A 20711-nucleotide genomic window follows, 5' to 3' on the forward strand; every position below is an offset into this window, starting at 1 on the left:
CTATCCGGGGACCTTCTCCTCGGACGCTTGGGTATCAACCGCCATCGTTCTGACAAAGGCAAGAACAGCACGCTTTTGCGCCGGAGGCAAGCTGCTATAGATCTCGACCATTTCGACAGAGTCGCGATCCTTGAGGAACATCAGCCGGTCGACGGGCGCATCGCTGCCGTCGATCACGCCGGAATCCGGTGCCTGAATGCCCTCGAAGAAATGACTGATATGTACATCGAGCACTTCGGCAATCGACCAAAGCCGCGATGCGCTGACCCTGTTCGCACCGGATTCGTATTTCTGAACTTGCTGAAACCGCACACCGATCGCGCGACCAAGCTCGGCCTGGCTGAGGCCAAGCGCCGAACGTCTGGCGCGGATGCGGCGCCCTACTACGGTATCGACTGTATCCATACCTTCACCTGTTGCGTTCATACTTTTTACGAGTGCCAATATTCCGGTTCCGGCAGGTATTGCACCGGCAAGCTTGGATCGCACTCGCCCCTTTCACGGCGAGATTGCCCGAACGCGAGCATGGATGCAACGGTTTTCATGTTATAGTTGCGGTGACGTTGAGGCGGTTTTTCGAAGTGTCCGGTTCTACTAATAATTTGGTATCAACAGCTTGGCCGCGCCGAAAATTGATCAGCTTCCAGTGTTTGCATTTGTCCACGACCGGTTGGAACTGTCTGGAAGCGAAGGGATTTGTTGGCCTTCAGGTATCGAGACGCCCAACGGTGCGGGCCGGAGAGCTATCCTTGCGCCACTCGGTCCGGATTGCAAAATTCGAAAACTGTTGACGTGGCGTCAAGAGGCTGGGCGCAGTCCGGTCTCTACCAGCATGCCGCGCCGCTTTGCCTCGTAGTAATAGCCCGAAGCATAGAAGCGGATCGCCCGGTCCTGGTCACCGTCGGCCAAAAGCCAGGCGCCGCGCAGGTATTTGCCGGCATATTTCAGGTTGGTATCGGCATCCAGCAACCCATCGGGGGCGCCGCGATACCCCATGGTGCGGGCGGTGGCGGGCAGGATCTGAAGCAACCCGTAATAGGGCCGGTTTACCGCCCAGGGCCGGTGGGTGCTTTCGCGGATCGCCAGCTTGTGTACCAGGTTGCGCGGAAGTTCATAGTGATCGGCCCAGCGGTTGATCGAGGCACGCAGCTCGGGCGTCTCGTTGGGAAAGAGAGGCGGGTTGAAGGCCGCTGCCGGTTCCGGTTCGCGCCCGCAGGCGGCAATGGGAAGGGCGAGGCCGGTCAGCAAGAGGGCGCGGCGGGTCAGCGGCATCGAGGGCTCCTTGGTCGCGTCAGTCCCCGAGGCAAATACCCGCTCGGGGGCGGTCTGCGAAGAGAGAATTCGACCGGCCCTGCCCATATGGGCGGATTACAGCCAGTGCCGTGGCGTCGGCCTAGAAAAAAGGCCGCGCGGATGGCGCGGCCTTTCGATCTTGTTCCTGTCCCTTGCGGGCTGTCCGTCAGGCGGTTTCGTCGCTGGAGACGGGGGCCTGATCGTCGTCGTCCGAGGCGGCGCTGCCGATATCGTCGAAAAGTTCGGCGATCTCGAATTCAGCGGCGGCCTCTTCCTCGGCGGCCAGTTCCTGGATCGACTTGCCCGATGCCTGCAGCTCGGCCTCTTCGGGCGAGCGGGCAACGTTCAGGTTGATCGCGACTTCGACCTCGGGGTGCAGACGGACGGTGACGCTGTGCAGACCCAGTTCCTTGATCGGAGCGATCAGGGCGATCTGTTTCTTGTCGACCGAGAAGCCTGCCTCGGTGGCGGCGTCTGCGGCGTCACGCGGGGTGACCGAGCCATAGAGCGCGCCGGCATCCGATGCCGAGCGAATCACGATGAACTGCTGACCGTCGAGCTTTTCGGCCAGGGCCTCGGCTTCCTGCTTGGTCTCCAGGTTACGCGCTTCGAGCTGGGCTTTCTGCGCTTCGAACTGGGCGATATTCGCATCCGATGCGACCAGCGCCTTGCTCTGAGGCAGCAGGAAGTTGCGAGCGTAGCCCGGCTTGACGTCGACGACGTCGCCCATCTGGCCCAGCTTCGCCACGCGTTCGAGAAGGATAACTTGCATGTGCCTATCTCCTTACTTCACGGCGTAGGGCAGCAGGGCGAGAAAGCGCGCGCGCTTGATGGCACGGGCCAGTTCGCGCTGCTTCTTGGCCGAGACGGCGGTGATGCGCGAGGGCACGATCTTGCCGCGTTCGCTGATATAGCGCTGCAGCAGCTTGGTGTCCTTGTAGTCGATCTTGGGTGCGTTGTCGCCCGAGAAGGGGCACACCTTGCGACGGCGGAAAAACGGTTTAGCGGCCATTACTTGATGTCCTTTCCTAATGCGGGGCTCAGCGACGTTCGCGACGGCTGTCGCGCTCGTCGCGCTTCTGCATCTGGACCGAGGGTCCTTCGGCGTGCTCGTCGACCTTGATGGTCAGAACGCGCATCACGTCGTCATGCAGGCGCATCAGGCGTTCCATTTCCTGCACGGCGGACGCGGGCGCGTCGGTGCGCAGGAAGGCATAGTGGCCCTTGCGGTTCTTGTTGATCTTGTAGGCCATCGTCTTGACGCCCCAGTACTCGTGGTCGACCAGGCTGCCGCCATTGTCGCTGAGTACGGCACCGAAATGTTCGATGAGGCCTTCGGCTTGCGTGTTGGACAGGTCCTGACGCGCAATCATGACATGCTCGTAGAGAGGCATGCGATCTCCTGTTTTCTATCTAGGCGCATTTCATAGGCGGGGCCCTTGATCCTTTCACGGCCCTGCCACGAGAGACTGCGCGGTTCACGAATTCTGTGAAAGGATGGCCCCATATACACGCCTGCGCGCCGGGGGCAAGGGGCTTGGCTGCGACGCACTTGTGGGTTGTACAAGGGGGCATGCCGCTCAATTACCCCGAGCCTGCCGCATTCCCGTCGCATTGTTTATCGATCGTTAACCCTGTCGGACACAACCCGGCGGAGAAACTGGCGCAGGGAGCGCGACAGGAAATGCACGTGGCACAGCAACAGACGCTTCGCAACCGTATGCCGCTTCCGTCCTTTGAAGAGACGGTGCCGCTGATGATCACTTTCGCCCCGAACTGGCCGCTGCGCACCGTGATCTTTCGGGTGATCGGCACGGCTTTGGTGATCGGCGCCGCCGCCATGTGGTTGCTGCCCGGTTCGGAGAACAGTGCCGATGCGGCGCTGATGAAGCTGGGCGTGTCGCTGTTCTTCTTCTTCTGTGGTCTGGCGCTTTTGATGATCCATCATCAGGACAACCAGCCCGACGCCTATTTCGATCCGATCCGGCGCGAGGTTCGGGTGCTGCAAAAGAACAATCGCGGCCGTCCCCAGACCATCCTGCGCCGCAGCTATGACAGCCTGGGCGCGGCCCGGTTCAACGAGCACTACCTGGAGATCTGCGACGTGGACGGGTCGATCCTGATGCGCCTGCCGATCCCTTCGGCCGATATACGCCAGGCCCTGCGCAGCCAGCTGAGCGGCTTCGTGACCATTTCGGCCTGACACCCGCCACTGTTCATTCTTCCACAGAGTCTGTGGAGTTCTGTCAGATTGCCCGCACAATCTGCATACCCCATGTCTCGGTCAAGGTCAGGACAACCGTCCGCCTGAACCCACAAGACAAGACATGGAGCGACAGAATGAAGACCACCCGCCTTGCCGCAGCGCTGATCCTGGCCGGCCTCGCCGGCGCCGCCACCGCCGCGCCCGAGACATACCTGCTGGATGCCAGCCACAGCCAGGTCGTGTTCAGCTACAACCACCTGGGCTATTCCACCACCACCGGCATGTTCTCGGGCTTCGAGGGCGAGATTCTGTTCGACAAAGAAGACCCCGCCGCGTCGTCGGTGACCGTTTCGATGCCGGTCCTGTCGATGTTCACCGGTTGGGAAGCGCGCGAAGATCACTTCTTCTCGGGTGACTTCTTTGGCGCCAAGGAAGGCGACATGATCACCTTTGTCTCGACCGGCATCGAGGTGACCGGGGACAACACCGCCAAGATTACCGGCGACCTGACCATGAACGGCGTGACCAAGTCGGTGGTGCTGGACGCGGTGCTGAACCAGATGGGCGATCACCCGATGGCGAACAAGCCATGGGCCGGGTTCGATGCAACCACCACCGTGGTGCGCTCCGACTTCAACCTGGGCATGTTTGCACCCTATGTCAGCGACGAAGTCGAGGTCCGCATTTCGATCGAGGCCATGAAGGCCGGAGCCGACAACACCTGATCCGGTTCACCATCAGGCGAACGAACGGGCCCGAAATCGGGCCCGTTTTCTGTTTGGCATACCTCGGGGTCAGGGAGCGCGCATCGCTTCGAGGGCGACCGTCACCGTGACCGGAAACCTGAGCGAGCTTTCATCCGGCATGTTGGCGCCGATCCCGAAATCGCGGCGGTCGAGGGTGACGGTGCCGTGCATGCGAGCGGTATCGCCGTCAAGTTCCAGGTCAAAGGGCAGGGTGACCGGGACGCTGGCACCGCGCAGGTTCAGCATGCCCCGCGCCTCGTGGCCGGTTTCGGTACGGTGCAGCGTGGCGGTGAAATCTGCGGTGGGAAATTGTGCCGCGTCGAAGAAATCGGCCCCCATCGCCTGTGCGGTGACCGATCCCAGCGCCAGCGAGGGGATGGCGATGGTGACGGTGACCTCGCCTGCCGGGCCGGGTGTCTCGCGCGGATCATACTGGATGGCGGCGGTCCAGTCGGCAAAGCTGCCGCTGACCGCGCTGCCCAGCTGGGTGACGGAGATCGCCAACGTGCCTTCGCTCACCTTCCAGTCGGACGCAACCGCTTCCAACGCCGTGCTTTGCAACCCTGATGGTGCGTGCGGGGTGGATTGACTGTTCACCCATGTACCCGCGCCAAGGGCGCCCAGCCAGACCATCAGCGCCAGCACCAGCGGTGCGACGCTGTGGGCCTGTTTGGGCGGCGTGGGCAGGTCGATCCTGCCCGGCAGCATCCGACGCAGGGTCGCGTCGCGGTCGATCAGGTGGTGTTTCAGTGCCCCCGCCACATGCAGCGCCAATGCGCCCAGCAGCACGAGCAGAAAGGTGCGGTGCAGCATGGCGGTCAGCTCGGCCAGGGCGGCGCTTTTGGGGACCATCGGCAGCGATTGGCCAAAGGGCCACCAGATCGGCGCAAAGCCCTCGGTCGCGGCATGATGGATCCAGCCGCTGAGGGGCACCAGCACCAGCGCGCCATAAAGCAGCCAGTGCACGGTTTCCGCCGCCAGCGCCTCGGCCCGGTGGTCGGCGTTCAGCAGGCCGGGGCGTTTTTGTGTCAGTGCCCAGAGCATGCGCAGCAAGGCGATCCCGAACAGCGCGATCCCCAATGTCTTATGCGCCGAGAACAGCCAGGCGGCGCGCGCGATCTCTTCGGCGCCGGCGCCCCCGGCTGTGGCCCGTTCTGCCGCCTGATCGGCGATCCACCCCAGCGGCAGCAGGGTCAGGATCAAAAGCGCGGTCAGCCAGTGGAGGCTTTTGGTCACTCCACCATAGCTTCTTCGGGTGTTGGTCAGGGTCATCGCGCTCTCCGAATGGTCTTGGATTTCCGCAACCTGCTGTCTGTGTCGCCGGTGTACAATATGCGCCTTCGCACAGCTCTCGTGTCGGGATGCAGAGCTTGTGCGGCGCGGGCGGGGCGGCTACACCCGGCGTTAACGTTGCAGAAAGCGAAGGGACAGAGATGACGACCGCATTCGTGTTTCCCGGGCAGGGCGCCCAGACCATCGGCATGGGCAAGGCACTGGCCGAGGCCTATCCGGCCGCGCAGGCCGTGTTCGACGAGGTCGACGCCGCACTGGGCGAGAAGCTGAGCGCGCTGATCTGGGAAGGCGATATCGAGACCCTGACGCTGACGCAGAATGCGCAACCGGCGCTGATGGCGACCTCGATGGCGGCGATGCGCGCGCTTGAGGCCGAGGGTGTGGCCGAGGGTGTGGCCATCACCCAAGCCGCCTTTGTCGCCGGTCACTCGCTGGGCGAGTACTCGGCACTGGCCGCTGCCGGTGCGCTGAGCGTCGGAGATACCGCGCGGCTGCTGCGGACCCGTGGTCTGGCGATGCAAAGCGCGGTGCCGGTTGGGCAGGGCGCCATGGCCGCGATCCTTGGCCTTGACCTGGCGGCAGTGCGCGAAGTGGCCGCCGAGGCCGCGCAGGGCGAAGTCTGCCAGGCCGCCAATGACAACGATCCCACCCAGGTGGTTGTCTCGGGTTCCAAGGCGGCGGTGGAACGCGCCGCCGAGATCGCCAAGGCCAGGGGTGCCAAGCGCGCCGTCATGCTGCCGGTCAGCGCCCCGTTCCATTGTGCCCTGATGCAGCCCGCAGCCGATGCCATGGCCGAGGCGCTGGCCGGGGTCGAGATCAAGGCCCCCGCGGTTCCGCTGGTGGCCAATGTGCGCGCGGAGGCGGTGAGCGATCCTGACCTGATCCGTCAACTGCTGGTCGAGCAGGTCACCGGCTCGGTCCGCTGGCGTGAAAGCGTCGAATACATGGCCGCGCAAGGCGTGACCGAGATCTGGGAGATCGGCGCGGGCAAGGCGTTATCGGGCATGGTGCGCAAGATCAACCGCGACATCGCCTGCAAACCCGCTGGCACACCTGAAGATGTGCAGAAAATCCTTGCTGGCGACGCCTGAACCCACCTAAATTTGCAAGGCCCGATCTGTCAGGTCGGGGATGAGAGGAATATGTCTATGTTTGATCTGACCGGAAAGAACGCCCTGATTACCGGCGCTTCGGGTGGTATCGGCGGCGCCATCGCGCGCGCGTTGCATGCAGCCGGTGCCTCGGTCGTGCTGTCGGGCACCCGGATCGAGCCGCTTCAGGCGCTGGCCGATGAGTTGGGCGAGCGCGCCCATGTTCTGACCTGCAATCTGAGCGACATGGCCGCGGTCGAGGCATTGCCGAAACAGGCCGCCGAAGTGCTGGGTTCGGTCGATATCCTGGTGAACAATGCCGGGATCACGCGTGACAACCTGTTCATGCGCATGTCGGATGATGAATGGCAGAGCGTGATCGACGTCAACCTGACCGCCACCATGAAACTGTGCAAGGGCGTGCTGCGCGGCATGATGAAGGCGCGCTGGGGCCGGATCGTGAACATCTCGTCGGTGGTGGGCGCCATCGGCAACCCCGGACAGGGCAACTATGCCGCCTCCAAGGCCGGGGTCATCGGCATGTCCAAATCGCTGGCCTATGAGGTCGCCAGCCGGGGAATCACCGTCAATGCGGTGGCGCCGGGCTTTATCACCACGGCGATGACCGACAAGCTGACAGACGATCAGAAATCCGGCCTGTTGGCGCAGGTACCCGCCGGGCGCATGGGCTCGCCCGAGGAAATCGCGGCTGCGGTCCTGTATCTCGCCAGCCCCGAGGCCGCTTATGTGACCGGTTCCACCTTGCATGTGAATGGCGGTATGGCCATGTTGTGAGCGGCGCTGAGGCCGGACGCGAAAGCGTTTGCCAATGCGTGCGTCTGTGTTATAGGCGGCGCATCCTGAGGAAGGCCGGTCGATGGGGTCGGCCTTCTGCGTTACCCGGGACACCCCGGAACCTGAACCGCCCGGACAGGGCAAAACCAAGCCACCCCGAGCGGGCAAGGGCAGAAATGGGCCAGCGGCCCCGTATGAATGAGGAACTGACATGAGCGACGTCGCAGATCGCGTTAAGAAGATCGTTGTGGAGCACCTGGGTGTCGAAGAAGACAAAGTGACCGAGAACGCCTCGTTCATCGACGACCTGGGCGCTGACAGCCTCGACACCGTCGAGCTGGTCATGGCCTTCGAAGAAGAGTTCGGCATCGAGATCCCGGACGACGCGGCCGAAACCATCCAGACCTTCGGCGACGCCGTCAAGTTCATCAGCGAAGCCTCCTGAGCCTTCGCTGAGACCTGAAAGGTCAAACAGGCGCCTTCCCGCCGGGAGGCGCCTTTTTTTGTGCGTGTCCCCGAATCCGGTTGCCAGAATCCCCGTGGCTTTGCACCTTGGGGTTGAGGCAGAGTCAGGACGGGCGCCAAATGATCCGATCCATTCCTATTTTGAACACAGGCAGATTGCGTCTGGCCGGGATGCGGTACGAGGATTTCGACCGGTTTGCCGAGATCTGGGCGGATCCGCAGGTGGTGCGCCACATCGGCGGCCAGCCCCGCAGTCGCGGGGATTGCTGGGACGCGTTCCTGCGCAACGAAGGCCATTGGCACATGACCGGCTTTGGTCAGTGGGGCGTCGTGATGCAGAAAACCCGCCGCTTGGTGGGGCAGGCCGGTTTTTTCTACAAGAGCCGCGACATGGGTCCTGATTTCGACGCTTATCCCGAGGCGGGCTGGGTGCTGGCACCTGAGGCGCAAGGACAGGGGCTGGGGCGCGAGGCGGTGACGGCGGCGCATGACTGGTTCGACCGGGTGATTCCCGGCCGTCTGGTGGCGATGATCGCGCCCGACAACGCGCCCTCGCTGGGGCTGGCGCAGTCGCTGGGATACCGCCCGATGCGCGACGCCGAATTCGATGGCCGCCCGGTCACACTGCTCCGCCGCGATGGCCCGCCCGCGCGCCGGTGACGCAATCGGGATCCGACACTCCGCTTTCAGGTCAGTGTGGCGGGACGCATCCTGCGATAGAGTCATCTGGACATGTTTCAGCGGAGGAGCGGCCATGATCATCTACCCGACGATGGAGTTGCAGAACGGACGGTGCGTGACCCTGGAAAGGGGGCGGCTGGATGCGCCCATGCTTTGGCATGTGGACCCGTTTGAAACGGTTTCCGGCTGGGCATCCGCCGGTGCCGAATGGATGCACCTGACCGATCTGGACGCGGTCGAAGGCGGTGACGGCAATGCGGAACTGGTCGAGCAGATCATCCGCAAAGCCGAGATCCCGGTGCAACTGGCGGGCGGCATGCGCTCGCGCGAGCGGATCGAGCATTGGATCGACAAGGGCGCCGGGCGCATTGTCGTGGGCACACTTGCGGCGCGCGACCCCGCGCTGGTCAAGGAACTGGCCAAGCGGCACCCTGACCAGATCGTGCTGAGCGTCGATGTCTGGCAGGGCTATGTGATGACCGATGGCTGGCGCAGTCAGAGCGCCTATACGCCCGAGGCCTTTATCGACGCGTTCAGCGACACGCCCTTTGCCGCGATCGTGGTTACCGATATCGACAGCGATGTCGAAGAGGTCGAGGCCAAACTGGGCCTGATCTCGGGGCTGGCGGTACATGCTCGCACACCGATCATCGCCAGCGGTGTCGTACGTGCGGCCGACGATATCTCGCGGCTGGCCTATATGCCCAATATCGCAGGCGCGCTGGTGGGACGGGCGCTGTTCCGCAAGACCCTGTCTTTGGGCGATGCATTGAAACTGGCTGCTGGCGCGCATGAACGGGTCGCGCAGTTCCAGTAGGCCCGCGCGGCCTCTCGGGATATCGAGACGGGCAGGCAAGGCTCCGCCGGCCTTGCCTGCACCCTTGCTCTTGCCCATATGGGGCCGGGCAGGGTAAGAGCGGTTCTCGAACACCAAGAAGGCAAGAGGCAATTCATGCGCAGAGTCGTTGTAACCGGACTGGGACTGATCACTCCTTTGGCCAGCGGGGTCGAGGAAACATGGTCCCGCCTGCTGGACGGACAATCGGGCGCGGGTCCGATCACGCGGTTCGATGCGGTGGCGTCGGGCGTCACCACGACCTATGCCTGCGAGGTCCCACGCGGCGACGGCAGCGATGGCACCTTCAATCCCGATGATTGGATGCCGCCGAAAGAGCAGCGCAAGATCGAGGACTTCATCCTCTATTCGATCGCGGCCGCCGAGATGGCCTGCAAGGACGCCAACTGGCTGCCCGAGGACGAAGAGGACCGGCTGCGCACCGGCGTTCTGATCGGGTCGGGCATCGGCGGGTTGGGCTCGATCGCCGATACCGCGAACCTGATCAAGGAGAAGGGGCCGCGCCGGGTGTCGCCCTTCTTTATCCCCGGCGCGTTGATCAACCTGGCCTCGGGGCAGGTGTCGATCCGCCACGGGTTCAAGGGACCCAATCATTCTGTGGTGACCGCCTGTTCGACCGGCGCACATGCGATTGGCGATGCCAGCCGGATCATCCGGGCCGGTGACGCAGATGTGATGATCGCCGGCGGCGGCGAGGCCTGTATCTGTGAGATCGGTATTGCCGGGTTCAACGCCTGCAAGGCGCTGTCGACCAAATATGCCGACAACCCCAAGGCGGCCAGCCGCCCCTATGACACCGATCGCGACGGGTTCGTGATGGGCGAGGGTGCGGGCATCGTGGTGCTTGAGGATTACGAGCACGCCAAGGCGCGCGGTGCCAAGATTTATGCCGAAGTCTTGGGCTATGGCATGTCGGGCGATGCCTATCACATCACCGCGCCGTCCGAGACCGGCGACGGGGCCGAACGCTCGATGCGCGCCGCGCTGCGCAGCGCCGGGCTGGAGCCGTCGGATCTGGATTACATCAACGCGCATGGCACCTCGACCATGGCCGATACGATCGAGCTGGGCGCGGTGGAGCGGCTGTTGGGCAACCATGCGGCCAATGTCACCATGTCCTCGACCAAATCGTCCACCGGGCACCTGTTGGGCGCTGCCGGCGCGATCGAGGCGATCTTTTCGATCCTGGCGATCCGCGATCAGGTGGCGCCGCCGACGATCAACCTGGACAACCCTGCGGTGGACACCCCGGTTGATCTGGCGCCCAACGCCAAGCGGGCGCGCAAGATCGACGTGGCGCTGTCGAACTCCTTCGGCTTTGGCGGGACCAATGCGAGCGTGATCTTCGGAAAGGTCGACTGATGTGGCGTGCTCTCGCGTCGAACATGCTGACCGTGCTGGCGGTTGGCCTGTTTCTGCTGGCCGGGGTGATCCTGTGGGGCAAGTCGCAATACACCGCGCAGGGCCCGCTGGAAGAGGCGATCTGTCTTCAGGTCAAGAGCGGGTCGAACATGACTCGCGTCAGCCGCGATCTTGAGGCCTCGGGCGCGGTCAGCAGTGGCGCCATGTTCCGTATCAGTGCGCGCTACTCCGAAAAGGCGACACAACTGAAGGCGGGCAGCTATCTGGTCAAGGAAGGCGCTTCGATGGAGGAGATCATCGACCAGATCACCCGTGGCGGCGCCAGCAGCTGCGGCACCGAGATCGTCTATCGTATCGGCGTGAATCGCCTGTTGCTGGAAGTGCGCGAGCTGGATCCGGCCACCGAGCAATTCGTGGAACTGGTCGAGTTTGATCCCAGCGAGGGCGAGGCGCCCGCGGTCTATGGCGAGAAACGCGCCGAGCGTGACACCCGGTACCGGTTGGCCATGGCCGAGGGCGTCACCAGCTGGCAGGTGGTCGAAGGGCTGAAGGCCTGGGACGTGCTGGCGGGTGAGGTGGACGAGCTGCCGCGCGAGGGACTGCTGGCCCCCGACAGCTATGACGTGACGGTGGGGATGGAGCGTGCCGCGCTGCTGGCCCAGATGCAGGAGAAGCAGGAGCTGCGGATCAACGCCGCCTGGGAGGCACGCGTAGACGGCCTGCCGCTGCAGAGCCGCGAGGAAATGCTGATCCTGGCCTCCATCATCGAGAAGGAAACCGGTGTGCCCGAAGAGCGCCGCCAGGTGGCCAGCGTCTTTGTCAATCGCCTGGACCGAGGCATGCGTTTGCAGACGGACCCGACCGTGATCTATGGCATCACCAAGGGTAAGGGCGTGCTGGGCCGGGGGCTGCGTCAAAGTGAGCTTCGTGGCGTAACGCCCTGGAATACTTATGTGATCGAAGGATTGCCTCCGACGCCGATTGCCAATCCCGGATTGGCGAGCCTAGAGGCTGCGGTCAATCCCGACACGACTGATTATGTCTTTTTCGTTGCCGACGGCAGTGGTGGCCACGCCTTTGCCGAGACGTTGGAAGAGCATAACCGCAACGTCGCCAAATGGCGCGAGATCGAGGCCCAGCAACAGGGCAATTGACGATCGCGCCCGGACCCTCGGGTCCGGGCGTTTGGTTTTTGTCATTGGGTGAGGGGCAGGGCGCTCAGAGCCACCAGGCGTCGATGGTGGCGATATCCTCGTCCGACCAGCCAAAATGATGCGCGAATTCATGTACCACCACATGGGCAATCAGCATGTCCAATACGATATCGCCGCGTGCGCGCCACTCGTCCAGGATCGGTTCCCGGAACAGCCAGACCGTGTCGGGAGGAGCGGCGAAATCGCCAACCGATTTCTCGGTCATCGGAATGCCCTCGTAGAGGCCGGTCAATTCAAGCGGGTCGTCCATGCCAAGCGCATCCAGCATGTCGGCATCCGGCCAGTCCGCCACCCGCAGCAGCACCGCCTGCGCATGGCTGCGAAAGGCGGTTGGCATCGTGTCGACGGTCTGGCGGGCGACGGTTTCGAAATGATCAAGATCGGTGCGCATGTCCGTGATATGGCGGTGGTTGCGGTGGGTGAAAACCCCATTTCGGGTGCGGCCTCGACGCAGATAAGGTTTTGTTAACGATTTCAGTGCGTTGCCTGTTGCTCTGTTGCGCGAAACGCTTGACTCAGAGAGCGGTTTCGAGTATAGGTTGTGTCATGCTAGAAGAGATGCGCGAACGGCCCCGGGGGTGACCCCGGTGGCCGTTTTTTCGTCTCTCTCGTGCGGAGTTCACTCTCGCATGAGGTCACGAGCACATATGACTTTGATTACCCCGGAGGAGCGGATTTCCCGGACGGCTGAACTGCTTCAGTCGTTGGAAAATTCCATTCGCGATCTGCGTAATGCGGCGGAAGACCTGCAGAAACGGATCCGAGCCGGGGAGGATGGTGATCTTGCCGGATATGGCAAGCAGATGGGTCAGGCGGCCAGCCTGATCCGTGAGTGTCAGAAAGTGGAGGCCAGTTTTGCCGAACAAGTCCGACGAGAAGCAGGCATTGCCCAGGGCGGATATGCCCTGGACCTTGACCGCGCCCGATCTGAGATCGGGTGCCGCCTTGCTCGCCTGCGCAAGTGTTGCCGAGAGGGAGCGGTTTCTGAATGAAATCGGGGAGGGGGGGCTATGTGCCCTCCCTTTTCTTTTCGACTTCTGGGCGATGGCGCATCAGCTGCCGCCCGAGGGCGATTGGCGCGCCTGGGTGATCCTGGGCGGGCGCGGCGCGGGCAAGACCCGGGCCGGGGCCGAATGGGTGCGCGCCCAGGTCGAAGGGTCCCGACCGCTGGATGCGGGGCGCGCGCGGCGGGTGGCGCTGGTGGGCGAGACCTATGATCAGGTGCGCGATGTGATGGTGTTTGGCGACAGCGGTATCCTGGCCTGTTCGCCGCCCGACCGCCGCCCCCACTGGAAGGCCAGCGAGCGCAAGCTGATCTGGCCCAACGGCGCCGAGGCGCAGGCCTTTTCTGCGCAGGACCCCGAGGGGTTACGCGGGCCGCAATTCGACGCGGCCTGGGTGGATGAGCTGGCCAAGTGGAAAAAGGCGGGCGAAACCTGGGACATGCTGCAATTTGCGCTGCGGTTGGGGGAGCGGCCACAGGTTTGCGTGACCACGACGCCGCGCAACGTGAAGCTGCTGAAGGACCTGCTGGCTGCGCCCAGCACGGTACAGACCCATGCGCCGACCGAGGCGAACCGGGCCAATCTGGCCGAGAGCTTTCTGGAGGAGGTGCGGGCGCGCTATGCGGGCACGCGGCTGGGGCGGCAGGAGCTGGACGGGGTGTTGCTGGCCGATGCCGAGGGGGCGTTGTGGACCGCCGAGATGCTGGACCGCGCGCGCACGTCGAGCGTGCCTGAACTCGATCGGGTGGTGGTGGCACTGGACCCGTCGGTCAGCGGCGGAGCCAGCAGCGATGCCTGCGGCATCGTGGTTGTGGGCGCGCAGATGCAGGGGCCGCCGCAGGACTGGCGCGCCTGGGTGCTGGCGGATCGCACGGTGCAGGGCGCCGGGCCGACCACCTGGGCCAAGACGGCGATTTCCGCGATGGATGCGTTTGGCGCCGAGCGGCTGGTGGCCGAGGTCAATCAGGGCGGCCAGCTGGTCGAGGAGGTGCTGCGCCAGGTGGATCCGTTGGTGCCCTTCAAGGCGGTGCATGCGGCGCGGGGCAAGGTGGCGCGGGCCGAGCCGGTGGCGGCGCTTTATGAACAGGAGCGGGTGCGCCATGTGGCGGGGCTGACCGCGCTGGAAGAGCAGATGGGCCAGATGACTGCGCGCGGCTACGAGGGGCATGGATCGCCCGACCGGGTGGACGCGCTGGTCTGGGCGCTGCACGAGCTGATGATCGCGCCTGCGGCGGCCTACAGGCGCCCGCGGGTGCGGGTGCTGTGAGCCGCGCGGGCCGTTGCACTAGCTGCGAACGGTCTGTTTCCGGGTCCTGAACAATCTTCGACGATAACTCTCATCAACAAGGCCGCAGCGCATCCGGCGCCGGGCGAGAAGATAGGAGCATTGCCATGATCTTTGATTTCCTGCGTCGTGGGGCCGGAGCGGAAGCGCCCGAGGCCAAGGCCAGCGCGGCGGGGCCGGTGGTGGCCTGGCACAATGCGGGCCGGGTCGCCTGGAGCCCGCGTGACACCGCCTCGCTGACGCGGACGGGGTTTGCGGGCAATCCGGTGGGGTTCCGCTCGGTCAAGCTGATTTCCGAGGCGGCGGCGGCGTTGCCGCTGGTGTTGCAGGACCGGATGCAGCGCTATGAGACGCACCCGATGCTGAGCCTGATCCGCCGCCCCAATGGCGCGCAGGGCCGGGCCGAGCTGATGGAGGCGCTGTTCGGGCAGTTGCTGTTGTCGGGGGATGCCTATGTCGAGGCGGTGCGCGGCGCCGATGACCTGCCGATCGAGCTGCATGTGCTGCGCTCGGACCGGATGCGGGTGGTGCCCGGCGCCGATGGCTGGCCGGTGGCCTATGAATACACGGTAGGCGGCAAGTCGCATCGTTTCGATGCCGCGAGCATCTGCCATATCAAGTCTTTCCACCCGCAGGACGATCACTACGGCTTTTCGCCGATGCAGGCGGCAGCGATGGCGGTGGATGTGCATAACGCGGCCTCGCGCTGGTCGAAATCGCTGCTCGACAATGCGGCGCGGCCCTCGGGCGCGCTGGTCTGGACCGGCAGCGACGGGCAGGGCGTGATGGCCGAGGACCAGTTCCGCCGACTGTCGGACGAGATCGAGGCGAATTTCCAGGGCGCCCGCAATGCTGGCCGGCCGATGGTGCTGGAAGGCGGGCTGGACTGGAAGCCGATGGGTTTTTCGCCCTCGGACATGGAGTTTCAGAAGACCAAGGAAGCCGCCGCCCGCGAGATCGCGCTGGCCTTTGGCGTGCCGCCGATGCTGCTGGGCATCCAGGGCGACGCGACCTATTCGAACTATCAGGAGGCCAATCGGGCGTTTTACCGCCTGACGGTTCTGCCCCTGGTGACGCGGGTGGCGGCCAACCTGTCGGACTGGCTGTCGGGCCTGTCGGGCGAGGAGGTGCTGTTGAAGCCCGACCTGGACCAGGTGCCGGCGCTGGCCGCCGAGCGCGATGCGCAATGGGCGCGGGTCAGCCGCGCCGATTTCCTGACCGGGGCGGAAAAGCGGATGCTGCTGGGCCTGCCGGCGCTGGCGGAGGATGCCGATGGCTGAGGGTCCGGGCTATGCGCCCTTTGACTGCGCGCCGGGGCTGCGGCTGGAAGCGCATGAGCGGGTGGCCGCGTTGCAGCATGAGCATCTGTGCCGCCGGCTGGATCAGCTGGACGAGGCGATCGAGCGGATGGAACGGCGGCTGTGGCTGACGGTTTACGGTGTCGCGGGTGCGATCCTGGCCCAGGTCTTTCAATCGTTCCTGGTGATTTCTCCCTGAGATGACAATGGTTTACAAGGAGTGTTTCATGGATATGGACACCGGACTTGAACATAAATTCGCCCGCTTCGGCGATGGTCTGACCGTCAGCGAGGATGCGGTGATCGAGGGTTATGCCAGCCTGTTCGGCCAGACCGATCAGGGCGGCGACAATGTGCAGGCGGGGGCCTATGCGGCCTCGCTGAAGACGCTGGAGGCCGGGGGACAGCGGGTCAAGATGCTGTGGCAGCACGATCCGGCCCAGCCGATCGGGGTCTGGGACGAGGTGCGCGAGGATGGCCGAGGCCTGTGGGTCAAGGGCCGGCTGCTGGAAAGCACCCAGAAAGGGCGCGAGGCGGCGGCGCTGATCCGTGCGGGCGCCATCGACGGGCTGTCGATCGGCTATCGCACCCGCCGGGCCAGCAAGAATGACAAGGGCCAGCGGCTCTTGACCGAACTGGAGCTGTGGGAAGTGTCACTGGTGACCTTTCCCATGCTGCCCAGTGCCCGGGTCGCAGCCAAGGGGACATCCCCCGAGGTCGAGCAGACCTGGCGCAGCATTGCCGAGCTGTTCGACAGCGCCCGGCAGGAACTGGCGCGAAGGTAAGCGCGCCGCAACCCACCCGAAAAGGACGTGCCGATGAGCAAGACCGAGATCCCGGCCTTGGCCGGAGAGGGTGTGCCCCTGGTTCAGGAGGTGAAGCAGGCGATGACTGGCTTCGTGAATGAATTCAATGGGTTTCGCACCGAAGTTGAAACCAAACTGAAACAGACAGAAGAGCGTATGACCATGCTGGATCGTAAATCACTCACCGCGGCGCGTCCGCATCTGGCCGCCGCCGTCGAGGACGGCGCCCCGCATCAGAAGGCGTTTGACGCCTATCTGCGCTCGGGCGATGACGACGCGCTGCGGGGTCTGACCCTGGAAGGCAAGGCGATGTCGACCGCGATCAACAGCGATGGCGGCTATCTGGTCGATCCGCAGACCGCCGAGCGCATCAAGTCGGTGCTGCATGCGACGGCCTCGATCCGCGCGATCGCCTCGGTGGTGCATGTGGAGGCGAACTCGTTCGACGTTCTGATCGACCACACCGATATCGGTGCCGGCTGGGCGGACGAGACCGCGGCGGCCAGCGAGACCGGGACGCCGTCGATCGACCGTATCTCGATCCCGCTGCACGAGCTGAGCGCCCTGCCCAAGGCAAGCCAGCGCCTGCTGGATGACAGCGCGTTCGATATCGAGGGCTGGCTGGCCGACCGTATCGCCAACAAGTTCGCCCGCGCCGAGGCGCAGAGCTTTATCAACGGGGACGGGGTCAACAAGCCGCGCGGTTTCCTGAACCATGCCGCGGTCGACAATGACAGCTGGACCTGGGGCAATATCGGCTATGTCGCCTCGGGTGTGGCCGGTGGCGTGGACGCCGACGATATCGTCGATCTGGTCTATGCGCTGGGTGCGCAGTACCGGGCCAACGGCGCCTTTGTGATGAACTCGAAGACCGCGGGCACCATCCGCAAGCTGAAGGATGCCGATGGCCGCTTCCTGTGGTCGGACGGTCTGGCGGCGGGCGAGCCCGCGCGGCTGATGGGCTATCCGGTGGTGATCGCCGAGGACATGCCCGACCCGGCGACCGACAGCTACTCCATCGCGTTTGGCGACTTCAACGCCGGCTATACCGTGGCCGAGCGCCCGGATCTGCGCGTGCTGCGCGACCCGTTCAGCGCCAAGCCGCACGTGCTGTTCTATGCCACGAAGCGCGTGGGCGGCGACGTGAGCGACTTTGCCGCGATCAAGCTGCTGAAATTCGGCACCGTCTAACGGGGCCGGGTCCGGGGCCGGGGAACCGGCCTCGGGTGCGGGCGCGCGCCGGTTTTCCTGGCGTTGTCTAGCTGCTCCCCTCCGTCCGAGCAACGTGAGGCGGCGCGGGCCCGCATGACCTGAGACGAACGGCCCGGAGGGGCCCGAGCTTGCGGAGTGAATTGATGATGTTGATCGAAGAGACCGCCGTTGCGGACGCCGCGCTGCCGGTGGCACAGTTCAAGGCGCATTTGCGGCTGGGCACCGGGTTTGCAGAGGATGACGTGCAGGACGAGGTGTTACGCAGTTTCCTGCGCGCAGCCATCGCCGCAATCGAGGCGCGAACGGGCAAGATCCTGATCTCGCGTCAGTTTTCCTGGACCGTCTACAACTGGCGCGATGCCACGGGTGAAGTGTTGCCGGTGGTGCCGGTGCAGATGGTCACCTCGGTGACGCTGCGCGATGGGGGCGGGCAGGACACGGTGCTGGACCCGGCCGCCTATCGGTTGGAGCGCGACAGCCAGCGGCCGCGGTTGCGCCCTGCGGGCGCGCTGTTGCCGACCGTGGCCACCGGTGGCGCGGCGGTTGTCGCGCTGGTGGCCGGGATGGCCGCCGATTGGGGCGGGCTGCCGGCCGATCTGGGCCAGGCGGTGCTGCTCTTGGCGGCGCATTACTATGAATACCGGCACGAGACCGCGCTGGGCGATGGCTGCATGCCCTTTGGCGTCACCAGCCTGATTCAGCGCTATCGCACCGTGCGTTTCGGTTCGGGGGTGGTGCAATGAGGGCGCCGCATCTGAACCGGCGCCTGGTGCTGGAGACGCCCGCGCGGGTGGCTGACGGCGCGGGGGGCTATGCCGAGAGCTGGACGGCCCTTGGCACGGTCTGGGCCGATGTCAGTGCGCGCAGCGGGGCCGAGCGGTTCGAGGCGGGCGCTTCGCGCTCGCGGGTGAGCTATCGGATCACTGTGCACGCGGCGCCCGAAGGGTCTTCGATGCGGCCCGCGCCCGAACAGCGGTTCACCGATGGCGCCCGTGTTTTCGTGATCCGGGCGGTGGCCGAGCATGACCCGGCCGGGCGGTTTCTGACCTGTTTTGCGGATGAGGAGGTAGCGGCATGAGCTATGGCGTGGCGGCGGCGTTGCAGACGGCGGTCTATCAGCACCTGCTGGCGGATACCGGGGTGGCGGCCCTGGTGGGGACGGACATTTACGATGCGCTGCCACCGGGCACGCTGCCGCAGACCTATGTGCTGCTGGGTCCGGAAGAGGTGCGCGACGCCTCGGACCAGAGCGGCGTGGGGGCCGAGCACCGGCTCACCGTCTCGGTGATCTCGGAGGCAGCAGGGTTCGCCGGGGCCAAGACGCTGGCGGGCGCGGTGAGCGATGCGCTGGACGATGCGGCGCTGAGCCTGGCGCGTGGGCGTCTGGTGGGGCTGTGGTTCGACCGGGCCTCGGCCCGGCGCACCGGAACAGGGGGCGCGGTCCGGCAGATCGACCTGCGGTTTCGCGCCCGCGTCGAAGACAATTGATCAACCTGAACGTGGAGTAACATCATGGGTGCCCAGAACGGCAAGGACCTGCTGGTCAAAGTGGACATGAACGGCACGGGCCTGTTCGAAACCATCGCGGGGCTGCGTGCCACCCGCGTGAGCTTTAACGCCGAGAGCGTGGATGTCACCAGCCTTGAGAGCCAGGGGGGCTGGCGCGAACTCTTGTCGGGGGCGGGGGTCAAATCGGCCTCGATCTCGGGCTCGGGCGTGTTCAAGGATGCGGGCACGGACGAGCGGGCGCGGCAGCTGTTCTTTGACGGCGAGACGCCTGATTTCCAGGTGATCATCCCTGATTTCGGCATTGTTGAGGGGCCGTTCCAGGTGACCGGCATCGACTATGCGGGCAGCCACAATGGCGAGGCGACCTATGAGGTGAGCCTGGCCAGCGCCGGTGCCCTCAGCTTTACCGCGATCTGATCATGGCCAATCCGTGGACGGGAGAGGTGGCCCTGGTCATCGATGGGCAGCAACGGGTGCTGAAGCTGACGCTGGGCGCGTTGGCCGAGCTTGAGGCCGAGCTGGAGAGCGGCTCGCTGGTGGAACTGGTGCAGCGGTTCGAGGGGGGAGCGTTTTCCAGCCGTGACCTGTTGGCGCTGGTGGTTGCCGGGCTCAGGGGCGGGGGCGCGGATGTGACCCGCGCCCAGCTTCTGCGGGCCGAGATTGCCGGTGGGCCGCTCGCGGCGGCGCGGGCGGCGGCGGAACTTCTGGCGCGCGCCTTCATGCTGCCGGGGGAAACATGAACGGGTTCGACTGGCCCGCGTTGATGCGGGCCGGGATGTTGGGATTGCGGCTGACGCCCGAGGCGTTCTGGCGCCTGACCCCGGCCGAGTTGCGGCTGATGCTGGGTCAGGGTGCCGGAACCGCGCCGATGGGCCGCGCCGGACTTGATGCGCTGCTGGCGGCGTGGCCGGACCAGACAGAAGGAGAGGATCATGGCGGAGACTGACGGGTTTTCGGAACTGGAAGCCACGGGCGAAAGCCTGGGCGATACGCTGGGCGATGCCGCCGTCATGGCTGCGGGCTTTGACGCAGAGCTGCGCCGGGTGCGCAGCGCGCTGGCAGCCACCGGGCAGGATGTGCAGACGCTGGAGCGGGGCCTGTCCAAGGGGCTGCGCCGCGCCTTCGATGGCGTCGTGCTGGACGGCATGAAACTGTCCGACGCGCTGGAAACGGTGGCCCGGTCGATGATCCAGACCACCTATTCGGCTGCGATCAAGCCGGTGACCGATCATTTCGGCGGGCTGATCGCGGATGGTGTGGGCTCACTGTTCGAGGGGCTGTTGCCTTTTGCCAAGGGCGGTTCGTTCAGCCAGGGCCGGGTGATGCCCTTTGCCAGCGGTGGCGTGGTGAGCGGGCCGGTGGCCTTTCCCATGCGGAGCGGCATGGGGTTGATGGGCGAGGCGGGGCCGGAGGCGATCATGCCGCTTGCGCGCGGCGCCGATGGCAAGCTGGGCGTGCGCAACAGTGGCGGCGGTCGCGCAGTGAACGTGGTGATGAACATCACCACCCCCGATGTGCAGGGGTTCCGCCGCAGCCAGGGTCAGATCGCCGCCCAGATGGGCCGCGCGCTGGGCCGCGGCAATCGCAATCGGTAA

At 65.0% G+C, this 20711-nt stretch carries 29 protein-coding genes; 22 read left to right on the forward strand and 7 right to left on the reverse strand.

The window, feature by feature from the left end; translation table 11 throughout:
* The 5 genes from AC2FL1_RS00610 to rpsF form a co-directional block, all read right to left on the reverse strand.
* Entirely contained in the window at positions 1-444 is a 444-nt protein-coding gene (locus AC2FL1_RS00610) for a helix-turn-helix domain-containing protein (protein ID WP_496875659.1), read from the reverse strand.
* 354 nt (positions 445-798) lie between these two features.
* On the reverse strand, positions 799-1272 hold the full coding sequence (locus tag AC2FL1_RS00615; RefSeq protein ID WP_496826234.1) for a lytic transglycosylase domain-containing protein: 474 nt from the start codon (positions 1270-1272) through the stop codon (positions 799-801).
* A gap of 187 nt (positions 1273-1459) precedes the next feature.
* Positions 1460-2065 carry a 50S ribosomal protein L9 gene (gene rplI / locus AC2FL1_RS00620; protein ID WP_234218216.1) on the reverse strand — a complete coding sequence of 202 codons (606 nt, stop codon included), beginning with the start codon at positions 2063-2065 and terminating at the stop codon, positions 1460-1462.
* A gap of 12 nt (positions 2066-2077) precedes the next feature.
* Entirely contained in the window at positions 2078-2305 is a 228-nt protein-coding gene (gene rpsR / locus AC2FL1_RS00625) for a 30S ribosomal protein S18 (protein WP_008328567.1), read from the reverse strand.
* Positions 2306-2333: 28 nt separating this feature from the next.
* Entirely contained in the window at positions 2334-2687 is a 354-nt protein-coding gene (rpsF, locus tag AC2FL1_RS00630; RefSeq protein ID WP_011048000.1) for a 30S ribosomal protein S6, read from the reverse strand.
* Positions 2688-2977: 290 nt separating this feature from the next.
* On the opposite strand from rpsF, the gene AC2FL1_RS00635 reads away from it, so the two are divergent.
* Positions 2978-3496, forward strand: a complete 519-nt coding sequence (locus AC2FL1_RS00635; RefSeq protein WP_496826228.1) for a hypothetical protein — start codon at positions 2978-2980, stop codon at positions 3494-3496.
* A 137-nt stretch (positions 3497-3633) separates the two neighbouring features.
* The gene (locus AC2FL1_RS00640; protein WP_234183331.1) at positions 3634-4224 is read left to right on the forward strand and encodes a YceI family protein; all 591 of its coding nucleotides are present in this window, start codon (positions 3634-3636) and stop codon (positions 4222-4224) included.
* Positions 4225-4293: 69 nt separating this feature from the next.
* On the opposite strand, the gene AC2FL1_RS00645 is transcribed toward AC2FL1_RS00640, so the two are convergent.
* Complete coding sequence (locus AC2FL1_RS00645) at positions 4294-5517, reverse strand: cytochrome b/b6 domain-containing protein (RefSeq protein ID WP_496875660.1); 1224 nt, start codon at positions 5515-5517, stop codon at positions 4294-4296.
* Positions 5518-5678: 161 nt separating this feature from the next.
* Between AC2FL1_RS00645 and fabD the strand changes: the two genes are divergently transcribed.
* From fabD to mltG, 7 genes are all read left to right on the forward strand, one after another.
* Positions 5679-6629 (forward strand): ACP S-malonyltransferase, encoded by a 951-nt coding sequence (gene fabD, locus AC2FL1_RS00650; RefSeq protein WP_496875661.1) that lies wholly within the window; start codon positions 5679-5681, stop codon positions 6627-6629.
* Positions 6630-6686: 57 nt separating this feature from the next.
* A complete protein-coding gene (gene fabG / locus AC2FL1_RS00655) occupies positions 6687-7424 on the forward strand; it encodes a 3-oxoacyl-ACP reductase FabG (protein ID WP_234137000.1) in 738 nt (245 codons plus the stop codon).
* Positions 7425-7635: 211 nt separating this feature from the next.
* Entirely contained in the window at positions 7636-7869 is a 234-nt protein-coding gene (locus AC2FL1_RS00660) for an acyl carrier protein (RefSeq protein WP_005982462.1), read from the forward strand.
* Between the two features lie 140 nt (positions 7870-8009).
* On the forward strand, positions 8010-8549 hold the full coding sequence (locus tag AC2FL1_RS00665) for a GNAT family N-acetyltransferase (protein WP_496826221.1): 540 nt from the start codon (positions 8010-8012) through the stop codon (positions 8547-8549).
* Positions 8550-8643: 94 nt separating this feature from the next.
* Entirely contained in the window at positions 8644-9387 is a 744-nt protein-coding gene (locus AC2FL1_RS00670; protein WP_496826219.1) for a 1-(5-phosphoribosyl)-5-[(5-phosphoribosylamino)methylideneamino] imidazole-4-carboxamide isomerase, read from the forward strand.
* Positions 9388-9522: 135 nt separating this feature from the next.
* A complete protein-coding gene (gene fabF / locus AC2FL1_RS00675) occupies positions 9523-10788 on the forward strand; it encodes a beta-ketoacyl-ACP synthase II (RefSeq protein WP_496875662.1) in 1266 nt (421 codons plus the stop codon).
* Positions 10788-11942: an endolytic transglycosylase MltG gene (mltG, locus tag AC2FL1_RS00680; protein WP_496875663.1), complete on the forward strand. Its 1155-nt coding sequence runs from the start codon at positions 10788-10790 to the stop codon at positions 11940-11942. The genes fabF and mltG overlap by 1 nt, the downstream gene beginning before the upstream one ends.
* Positions 11943-12006: 64 nt before the next feature.
* On the opposite strand, the gene AC2FL1_RS00685 is transcribed toward mltG, so the two are convergent.
* Positions 12007-12393, reverse strand: coding sequence for a metallopeptidase family protein (locus AC2FL1_RS00685; protein WP_496826213.1), 387 nt, complete (start codon positions 12391-12393; stop codon positions 12007-12009).
* Positions 12394-12649: 256 nt separating this feature from the next.
* Here AC2FL1_RS00685 and AC2FL1_RS00690 point away from each other — a divergent pair, with 256 nt between their 5' ends.
* The 13 genes from AC2FL1_RS00690 (at position 12650) to AC2FL1_RS00750 (ending at position 20711) form a co-directional block, all read left to right on the forward strand.
* The gene (locus AC2FL1_RS00690; protein ID WP_044028337.1) at positions 12650-12994 is read left to right on the forward strand and encodes a hypothetical protein; all 345 of its coding nucleotides are present in this window, start codon (positions 12650-12652) and stop codon (positions 12992-12994) included.
* Positions 12903-14273, forward strand: coding sequence for a DNA-packaging protein (locus AC2FL1_RS00695; RefSeq protein ID WP_496875664.1), 1371 nt, complete (start codon positions 12903-12905; stop codon positions 14271-14273). The genes AC2FL1_RS00690 and AC2FL1_RS00695 overlap by 92 nt, the downstream gene beginning before the upstream one ends.
* A gap of 125 nt (positions 14274-14398) precedes the next feature.
* A complete protein-coding gene (locus AC2FL1_RS00700) occupies positions 14399-15571 on the forward strand; it encodes a phage portal protein (RefSeq protein ID WP_011047985.1) in 1173 nt (390 codons plus the stop codon).
* Positions 15564-15788, forward strand: a complete 225-nt coding sequence (locus AC2FL1_RS00705; RefSeq protein WP_044029238.1) for a GTA head formation protein, RCAP_rcc01685 family — start codon at positions 15564-15566, stop codon at positions 15786-15788. Before AC2FL1_RS00700 ends, AC2FL1_RS00705 begins: the two co-directional genes overlap by 8 nt.
* Positions 15789-15816: 28 nt before the next feature.
* Complete coding sequence (locus AC2FL1_RS00710) at positions 15817-16374, forward strand: HK97 family phage prohead protease (protein ID WP_496875665.1); 558 nt, start codon at positions 15817-15819, stop codon at positions 16372-16374.
* A gap of 33 nt (positions 16375-16407) precedes the next feature.
* The gene (locus tag AC2FL1_RS00715; RefSeq protein ID WP_496875666.1) at positions 16408-17586 is read left to right on the forward strand and encodes a phage major capsid protein; all 1179 of its coding nucleotides are present in this window, start codon (positions 16408-16410) and stop codon (positions 17584-17586) included.
* Between the two features lie 164 nt (positions 17587-17750).
* On the forward strand, positions 17751-18350 hold the full coding sequence (locus tag AC2FL1_RS00720) for a head-tail connector protein (protein WP_496826205.1): 600 nt from the start codon (positions 17751-17753) through the stop codon (positions 18348-18350).
* Positions 18347-18685 (forward strand): phage head closure protein, encoded by a 339-nt coding sequence (locus tag AC2FL1_RS00725; protein WP_496875667.1) that lies wholly within the window; start codon positions 18347-18349, stop codon positions 18683-18685. The genes AC2FL1_RS00720 and AC2FL1_RS00725 overlap by 4 nt, the downstream gene beginning before the upstream one ends.
* Positions 18682-19095, forward strand: coding sequence for a DUF3168 domain-containing protein (locus AC2FL1_RS00730; RefSeq protein ID WP_496826201.1), 414 nt, complete (start codon positions 18682-18684; stop codon positions 19093-19095). Before AC2FL1_RS00725 ends, AC2FL1_RS00730 begins: the two co-directional genes overlap by 4 nt.
* Before the next feature lie 24 nt (positions 19096-19119).
* Positions 19120-19533: a phage major tail protein, TP901-1 family gene (locus tag AC2FL1_RS00735; RefSeq protein ID WP_011047978.1), complete on the forward strand. Its 414-nt coding sequence runs from the start codon at positions 19120-19122 to the stop codon at positions 19531-19533.
* Positions 19534-19535: 2 nt separating this feature from the next.
* On the forward strand, positions 19536-19856 hold the full coding sequence (locus tag AC2FL1_RS00740) for a gene transfer agent family protein (protein ID WP_496875668.1): 321 nt from the start codon (positions 19536-19538) through the stop codon (positions 19854-19856).
* Positions 19853-20062, forward strand: coding sequence for a rcc01693 family protein (locus AC2FL1_RS00745; RefSeq protein WP_496875669.1), 210 nt, complete (start codon positions 19853-19855; stop codon positions 20060-20062). The genes AC2FL1_RS00740 and AC2FL1_RS00745 overlap by 4 nt, the downstream gene beginning before the upstream one ends.
* A complete protein-coding gene (locus tag AC2FL1_RS00750; RefSeq protein ID WP_496875670.1) occupies positions 20049-20711 on the forward strand; it encodes an RcGTA-type gene transfer agent tail tape measure protein in 663 nt (220 codons plus the stop codon). Before AC2FL1_RS00745 ends, AC2FL1_RS00750 begins: the two co-directional genes overlap by 14 nt.

This window comes from Ruegeria sp. YKSF070 (assembly GCF_059612725.1).